Source organism: Candidatus Rickettsia mendelii, from assembly GCF_057543435.1.
In genome coordinates this window covers 1-7,935 of sequence record NZ_BTGX01000001.1, presented here as the reverse complement: position 1 = coordinate 7,935, position 7,935 = coordinate 1, and the positions used below count along the sequence as shown (strand labels likewise).

Below are 7,935 nucleotides of genomic sequence, written 5' to 3'. Positions count from 1 at the left end.
GCGACATCATAACAAGCGGTAGAACTAATCTTAGCCATATCTAGATTCTTTATCTGTAACTTAGCAATCTAAAATAACGTTTATATTTGTATGATAAATGATATAAATGGTGACCTTAAGATCTTTAATTATGGTGATAAATAAAAATATACTACTATAGTTGGTAACTTGCAAAACTTTTAGTTTCTTTTTTTCTGAGGTTTTCTATATGTTAGTACTAATTTTGTTGCTTTCATTCTTTACATATACTTTGCAAAAAGTATCAAGTATATCTAATCTACTTTAGATGTATATTTCTTCATTGTTGAGTGCATATTTTAAAATCAAAATACTATGTAACTAACACTCTCTTTGAAATCTCTTATTGCTTCTCTTCTCTCCTCACTCACTTATCCTAAATTCGTATTTATAGGTAATTGAAAGAACTGATTAGTATAATAATGATACTCAATGATGATGTGTTAGAAAAAGAAAATATTATATTAATATAGTTTATATCTTCCTTTAAAAGTTCAACTAAATTTGGTGCTTATTTCTATAAATGTCTTAAATATTAATAATTAAATTAAAGAATTAACTTCACCAACTACTACTACTAATTTGCTTAATTCTTTACTATATATTAGTTGATTTTTGCTTTTTGCTGATAGAAATTACTCATGAGTATCATAATACTGATAATCTTTATCCAATATATTTTGGATAAACCACATTATGAGATAAAATAATAAGAATTTTTCTTCTGCTCTGATAGTAACTTGCATACTATTAGTAGTTTTAATTACTTTTTTATAAACTTTTGAAGTAAAGGAATGATAATTATCTTTTTTTTTGATTGTCTAAATACTGTTTATATAAATTTCTATCAATTAAAGATTGAATTACTATTTGTATAAAGCTATACATAGCCTTGTTCTACTATACTAAAATTTTTATAATCTATTTGACTATTATTATAAAAATTGATTAGTTATAGACAAATTGGATTGATTAGTTTCGTTTTATTTTTAATAATATATAAAACTGTTATCTTTTTAGAGTAATCTAATCAATCGCACACTGATTAAGAATTGCCTCTATATTGCGGCCAACATGTATTAATTCTTGCTAAAATATAAGAATTAATATCATTAATAGTTAACTGAACTAATGATATTTTAATAAATTATTATAATTACTTACTATCATTTAAGTTACACCCATGCATTATAATATTTAGTAAATCTCTTTTTTTTTCTATTTCTAAAGCTTTGTTAATTCTAGGTTTTCTTTGTCTCTTTCATATGTTATCATAATTTTAAAAAACTCATCTTCCTTTATATCTCTAGGAGGCAAATTATTGGCTACCTTATTATCGAAAATTATCTGATATTATATTTTGTGTAACTATTTTAGTATATTGCCAGTTTAAATTGTGTTATTATTTATACAATAAGTAAGAATACTATTAATTTTGTATGTGTATTGATTTAGTTATATTTATTAACTTTTAATTAGTTGATTTTAAGGTATTTGCATCCTTACTAAATAACAATATGTTTAATTATAACAAATCTAAAGTTTTATATACACTTATAAAATTAAAAATTTCTTAATTAAAGACCATAGAATGAAAGAACAAATTAAAAAGGAAGTAACAAAACAGACTAGCTATTTTGTAAAAATTCTGTAGTTACTTTAATTTAAGTATAAAGAAAAAATTTAAGAAAGTTAAATTAATTCATCCTTTCCTAAGGATATACTATTATTATTTAGTTTGTAGTTGATTATTAAATTCGCTTGTCTAATATACTCTCAAAGAGTATATTATGGTAACCTGTGATTTTTTGCTATTATAGATTACTGAATGCTATATTACTTAAATAAAATTTTTACAAATAATAAAGTAAAAGCTATCATTTTAGGGATGATTGGTTTTTATATTATTTCTGCCCTTATATCATATAACAGTGATGATCCTTCTTTTAATTCAGTAACTAAACAATATCCTAGTAATTTAGTTGGAATTTGGGGGGCTTACTTATCAGATTTTTTATATCAATTTTTTGGATTGGCTGCTTTTATTATACCAATTTCTTGTTTTATTTGGGGAAGAAATTGTTGGTATGGAAGATATAGGAAGTCATTTGTTCGTATATTTGTAATGTTGCTCACCCTCTTAAGTAGTGCAACATTGTTATCTAAACTAGATCTCGAATTTATACCGACAAGTGCGGGTGGAGCTGTTGGGATAATCGTCTTTAATTTTCTTGAGCAGTTTACAAATCAGCTTTACCTCGTACTAGTATTTTTTACTCTTATTATACTAGTTATTTTGCTTGAAATTAAATTTACTTCCTTAAGTAATTTTACTGTCAAGTTATACAAACTTTTAGTATATCAAATACAAAATTTATTATGTTATATATCTTCATATTTATCGTTTACTAAATTTTCCTTGGCTAAAAATAATGATCAAATAAATATAACTTCTTCTTATTCTACACTTGTAAATGAAAAAATAAACTTTATCGAAGAAAGTAAACTGACTATAGCTAAACCGCAGCCTGCAAATCCTATAAAATTCTTTAACAAAAATATCTTTGTTCCTAAGCAGCAGCAAAATAATTTATTAGTTCTACCACCTATTTCACTATTACGTAATCCTGAAAATAATCATATAAAAGGTGCTTCTTTTTCTGAGCTTAAACAAAAAGCTGAAGAATTATTAACTGTGCTTAATGATTTTGGAGTTAAGGGAGAAATGATTAATATCAATCAAGGCCCTGTTGTAACATTATATGAGTTTGAGCCAGCAGCAGGCACTAAAACTTCAAGAGTAGTAGGTTTATCTGACGATATAGCACGTTCGCTGTCTGCTTTATCAACTAGGATAGCAGTGGTACCAGGCAAAAACGTACTTGGCATTGAACTGCCTAATAAACAACGTGAATTCTTTTGCTTAAAAGAATTGATAGAAACACCGGAATATCAGGATAAATCGATTATATTACCATTAGTTCTAGGCAAAGATTTAGCAGGTAAGCCGTTGATTGCTGATCTTGCTAAAATGCCTCACTTGCTAGTAGCAGGAACAACTGGCTCTGGCAAGTCGGTTGGAATTAACGTTATGATAGTATCATTATTGTATCGTTATTCTTATGAAGAGTGTCGCTTTATCATGATTGATCCAAAGATGCTTGAATTATCAGCTTATGATGGAATCCCACATTTATTAACTCCAGTCGTAACTGAACCTTCAAAAGCGGTAGTAGCACTTAAATGGGCAGTTAAGGAAATGGAAAATCGCTATAGAATGATGAGTAATATTGGAGTTAAAAATATAGCAGGTTATAATACAAAAATTTTAGAAGCAGTTAAAGAAGGCAGAGTAATTGAGCGTTCTATTCAAACCGGTTTTGACTCTGAAACCGGTAAACCTATTTATGAAACAGTCCCAATGAATATGGAAAAATTACCTTATATCGTAGTAATTGTTGACGAGATGGCTGATTTAATGCTAGTTGCTGGTAAAGATATTGAAATGCTGATTCAAAGACTTGCACAAATGGCAAGAGCTGCAGGTATTCATATTATTATGGCAACACAAAGGCCTTCAGTAGATGTTATTACTGGTGTAATTAAAGCCAACTTCCCAAGTCGTATTAGCTTTAAAGTTACCTCTAAAATTGATAGCCGAACCATTTTAGGTGAACAAGGTTCTGAGCAATTACTTGGTATGGGAGACATGCTATTTATGGGTAATACTTCAAAGATAACTAGAGTACATGGACCTTTTGTTAATGAAGCTGAGATTGAACAAATTACGAAATATCTAAAAATGATAGGTGTTCCAAAATATATATCTGCTATAACTGAGCAACCTGAAGAAGACAATAATAATATTGATATTGGAGACGGTACATCAGATGAAGTACTGTATAAAAAAGCAGTGCAAATAGTGCGTGACGAGAGAAAATCTTCTATTAGCTATATTCAAAGATCGCTTAGAATTGGTTATAACAAAGCTGCTAATCTAGTTGAGAGAATGGAAAAGGATGGGATAGTGTCACGACCAAATCATAGCGGTAAAAGAGAAATATTATTGCCTGAGAGATAGAAGAATGCCATATTGTGAGCTTGTAACTGTTGTCTACATAGCTTAAAAATAGCCACAGTGTCCTATTGTGGATTCGACTACGGTACAGTATCTAGAAATATAACCTAGTATATCTTCTTAGAAATTCTATGATTAAACTACTGAATTACAATAAGTTTCCCTAAGCATGCAATAAAACTGACATGATTATGGTATGAAAAGAATAAATTTCTACATCATATAACCAATAATTTAAATAAAAAATCAATGCAATCATTAACTACTCAAACTTATTTAATATTTCAAACAATCACTAGAATAGTTTTATGCATATATGCATTATTTTATCAGCAAATTTCATTTGTTAAGTTACCTTTAATATTTATATTCGGCTTAATTAATGATCTGATTTCTACAATTTATTTTTTACCTATAATACTTATTTTAGTATTGTTAAGCAATTTAGTATTATCGAGGTGTAAGCTCATCTATACTCTATTTTCCTATTTATTTTTTTGTGGGTTTATTATATCCCTAATTTTTCTTACAATTGCTGAGATTGCTTTTTGGGATGAATTTGGTACTAGATTTAATTTTATTGCTGTTGATTATTTAATATATACACATGAGATTATAGGTACAGTTAAAGAATCTATGCCATATATAGAAATAATTAGCGGTATTTTAATTAGTAGTGTTGTCGTTACCTGTATTTTTCGAAAAGCTCTTATTAAGTCTGCTTATAATATAAGTCGTAAATCTTGTTTTATTATAGCAATTATCCTAGCTTTAGTTAGTTCTTTTGCTTTTAAATTTTATGATTCTGAAAAACTAAATTTCTATTCTAATAGATATGCAGCAGAATTAAGTAAAAACGGTCCTTACGAGCTGTTTTCTGCTTATTTTAATAATAGTTTAAATTATAATAGTTTTTATCCTACTATTGATAGTAAGCGTGCTTTGAACATAGTACGTAATAGTTTGCACAATAATAAAGATAAATTCGTAAGCAATGATTCTATAGAGCGAATTATTACTTCTAAAAATTTAAATCTTCACAAATATAATGTAATTTTTATTATGGTAGAGAGCTTAAGCGCCAAGTTCATGAAAAGCTTTGGTAATAATGATAATATTACACCCTATTTAGATGAGTTAGTAGACAAAAGTATGGTTTTTACAAATATTTATGCAACAGGTACAAGAACCGTACGAGGTCTTGAAGCAATAACTTTATCGATTCCTCCGACGCCTGGTTCGTCAATAGTGCGCAGACCTAACAATCAAAATTTGTTTAATATTGGCAGTATCTTTAGAAATCAAGGATATAATATTAATTTTATTTTTGGTGGTTATAGCTATTTTGATAATTTACGTAATTATTTTAGCGGTAATAATTATAATATAATTGACCGCAGTAACCTTAAGGCTCATGAAATAAGCTTTGCAAATATATGGGGGGTAGCAGACGAGGATATATTAAATAAAGCAATCCAGCAAGCTGATGAAGACTATAAGCAAGGAAAACCATTTTTCTCATTAATTATGACTACTTCAAACCATCGTCCTTATACTTTTCCTGGAAATAGAATTGATTTACCCTCCGGTAGCGGGCGTAATGCAGCAGTTAAATATACAGATTACGCAATAAATAAATTCCTAGAAACCACAAAAACAAAAGAATGGTTTAAAAATACTATTTTTGTAATTACTGCTGATCATTGTGCTTCTAGTGCAGGTAAAACAGACTTACCTATAGAAAAATATCATATACCTTTAATTATTTATGCACCGCAAATATTAAAACCACAAAAAATCAATAATCTAGCAAGCCAAATAGATATAGCACCAACGATTTGTGGTATACTAGGATTTGAGTATAAAAGTAAATTATGGGGACAAGACATACTTTATAATCCAGCAAATAGAGCTTTTATAAGTACATATCAATTACTTGGTTTTTTAAAAGATAAACAGCTAGTAATTTTAAGTCCTAAATTACCATCAAAAACTTATAAATTATTAGGTGAAAAAAAGGAAGAGATATTAAGTCTACCGCATTTAACAGAAGAAGCTATCAGCTTTTATCAAACAGCTTATGATTTTTATATACATGGTAAGCTTATGGAGTAACTATAGTATAGCTTGTAGCACTATCAGAAATAGGAAATAAGAGTAAGTTTGTATAGAAGATATTAAAACAGTACTAGTCGATTTAAATCTTTCTATACAGTAAGAATACTTGATATAAAAACAAATAAATATAAATTACAACACTCTAATTTTGTATATTTAATTATCAATCATAGGAAATTTTTAAAGTATTCTTGCTTTGGTTTACTAAAGATGCTGATTAATAATAAAATCTAAGCATTTCCTATTTGTGATAAAAAATGTACTTCATCAATACCTAAATGCTTTAATGCATTATGCCATTTATTTTCTGGATTATCAGCAAAAATAAATTCTTTATCACAATCCATAACTAGCCATAGATTTTCTTCTACTTCTTTTTCAAGTTGTCCTGCTTTCCATGCTGTGTAACCTACAATGAATAAGCTATTTTTAGGACCCTTGCCAAAGGCTATATCTTCTGAAATTTCTATGTTAGAACTTACTGCTAAATCATTTTGAAAATCTAGTAATAAGTTTTTATTATAATCAGTAGAATGAAGGAAAAAGGCCTTTTCATGTTCTATAGGCCCGCCAAGATATATAGGAATCATAACAGGATTAGTTATTTCATCATTTTTTATTTTAAAAAATGATTTTAAATCTATGTGATTTACTAAACGATTAAATATTAATCCTATAGCTCCTTCATCTGTATGTGACAGCATATAAATTAAGGATTTATGGTAAATACCTTTTGTAATCACATGTGGTGTAGCAACTAGTGTCTTACCGGATAGGTTATAAAAAATTTTATCACTCATAATAAAACTTTATTATAATTAAATTATTAATTATATAAGATTAAAGCCCAATTATTCAATAGAAGTTAACAATAATGATCAAATTTTTTGATATTTTCTTATTTTTTGGCTTATATTAAGGCATAATTGGATTTGCAACTAGAACATTAGGTTTTATTACTTCGATAATGCTAAGCATATTTTTATATCCTTTTATTTTAGCAATAATTGAGAAATATGTATTTAATGATGTTATAAGAATAATTATTGCTATTGATGAAAAATGTTTTATTGGCAGATTTCTCAGCTTATTAGCTGGACTTACGTAGGTATTGCTATTTCGAGGGTACTATTTTTATGACAGTGAACTTTACTTTTGAAAATTATTTTAAACATTAATCTTTAAAGATTTTATAGCCAGTAGTAAGCAGAACAAATATTCAGAAGTACTTAAAGTTTCTATTCATTTGAAAAATCTAATGATTCTAACAGTGATGATAAATATTTTTCCTAATAATTGCAGGATGAGTTATATAGGGTCTTGTTGCATATATAGAGAAATTATTTTAAGTATTTCAAGCGCTGTCATTTGTAAGTACAATAAATCATATGGGTAGTGGGGTGGTATTATAAACATGGTATCATTTATAGAGAATAAGAAGAGATTATTAACAGAGTGTTAAAGTATAAGAATATTATATGGGTTCAATATCATGCTTTGAAGATCTTAGATAGGCTTAGATGGTACTGGAAACCTAAATTTAGAATTTAGTTGGAGGATTGATAAAACATATGTTTAAAGTTAAGAGGTAAGTAAGAATATCTATATAGAATTTTAGATAAGAATGGAGATGCTATCAATTTTATTTACTTCTGCTTGTACTACTCTAATAAGTAATACTAATGCGGCTAAGAGTTTCTTAAATCAAGCTTTGAAAGCTA

The 7,935-nt window shown here is 27.6% G+C and carries 3 protein-coding genes and 1 pseudogene; 3 read left to right on the top strand and 1 reads right to left on the bottom strand.

The genetic code is table 11. From position 1 onward, the window contains the following. Positions 1–1,846: 1,846 nt before the first annotated feature. Complete coding sequence (locus AC27F4_RS00020; protein ID WP_487060876.1) at positions 1,847–4,099, top strand: DNA translocase FtsK; 2,253 nt, start codon at positions 1,847–1,849, stop codon at positions 4,097–4,099. 246 nt (positions 4,100–4,345) lie between these two features. Continuing rightward, positions 4,346–6,211: an LTA synthase family protein gene (locus AC27F4_RS00015; RefSeq protein WP_487060874.1), complete on the top strand. Its 1,866-nt coding sequence runs from the start codon at positions 4,346–4,348 to the stop codon at positions 6,209–6,211. Positions 6,212–6,444: 233 nt separating this feature from the next. On the opposite strand, the gene AC27F4_RS00010 is transcribed toward AC27F4_RS00015, so the two are convergent. Further along, positions 6,445–7,014, bottom strand: a complete 570-nt coding sequence (locus AC27F4_RS00010; protein ID WP_487060872.1) for a YqgE/AlgH family protein — start codon at positions 7,012–7,014, stop codon at positions 6,445–6,447. A gap of 122 nt (positions 7,015–7,136) precedes the next feature. Here AC27F4_RS00010 and AC27F4_RS00005 point away from each other — a divergent pair. Next, positions 7,137–7,508 (top strand): annotated as a pseudogene (locus AC27F4_RS00005) (CvpA family protein); the annotation flags it as partial. Between the last annotated feature and the right edge of the window lie 427 nt (positions 7,509–7,935).

What these genes read in the sequence shown, in the direction of transcription:
- AC27F4_RS00020 (WP_487060876.1), top strand. Translation starts at nt 1,847, where the DNA reads ATGCTATATTACTTAAATAAAATTTTTACAAATAATAAAGTAAAAGCT.
- AC27F4_RS00015 (WP_487060874.1), top strand. Translation starts at nt 4,346, where the DNA reads ATGCAATCATTAACTACTCAAACTTATTTAATATTTCAAACAATCACT.
- AC27F4_RS00010 (WP_487060872.1), bottom strand. Translation starts at nt 7,014, where the DNA reads ATGAGTGATAAAATTTTTTATAACCTATCCGGTAAGACACTAGTTGCT.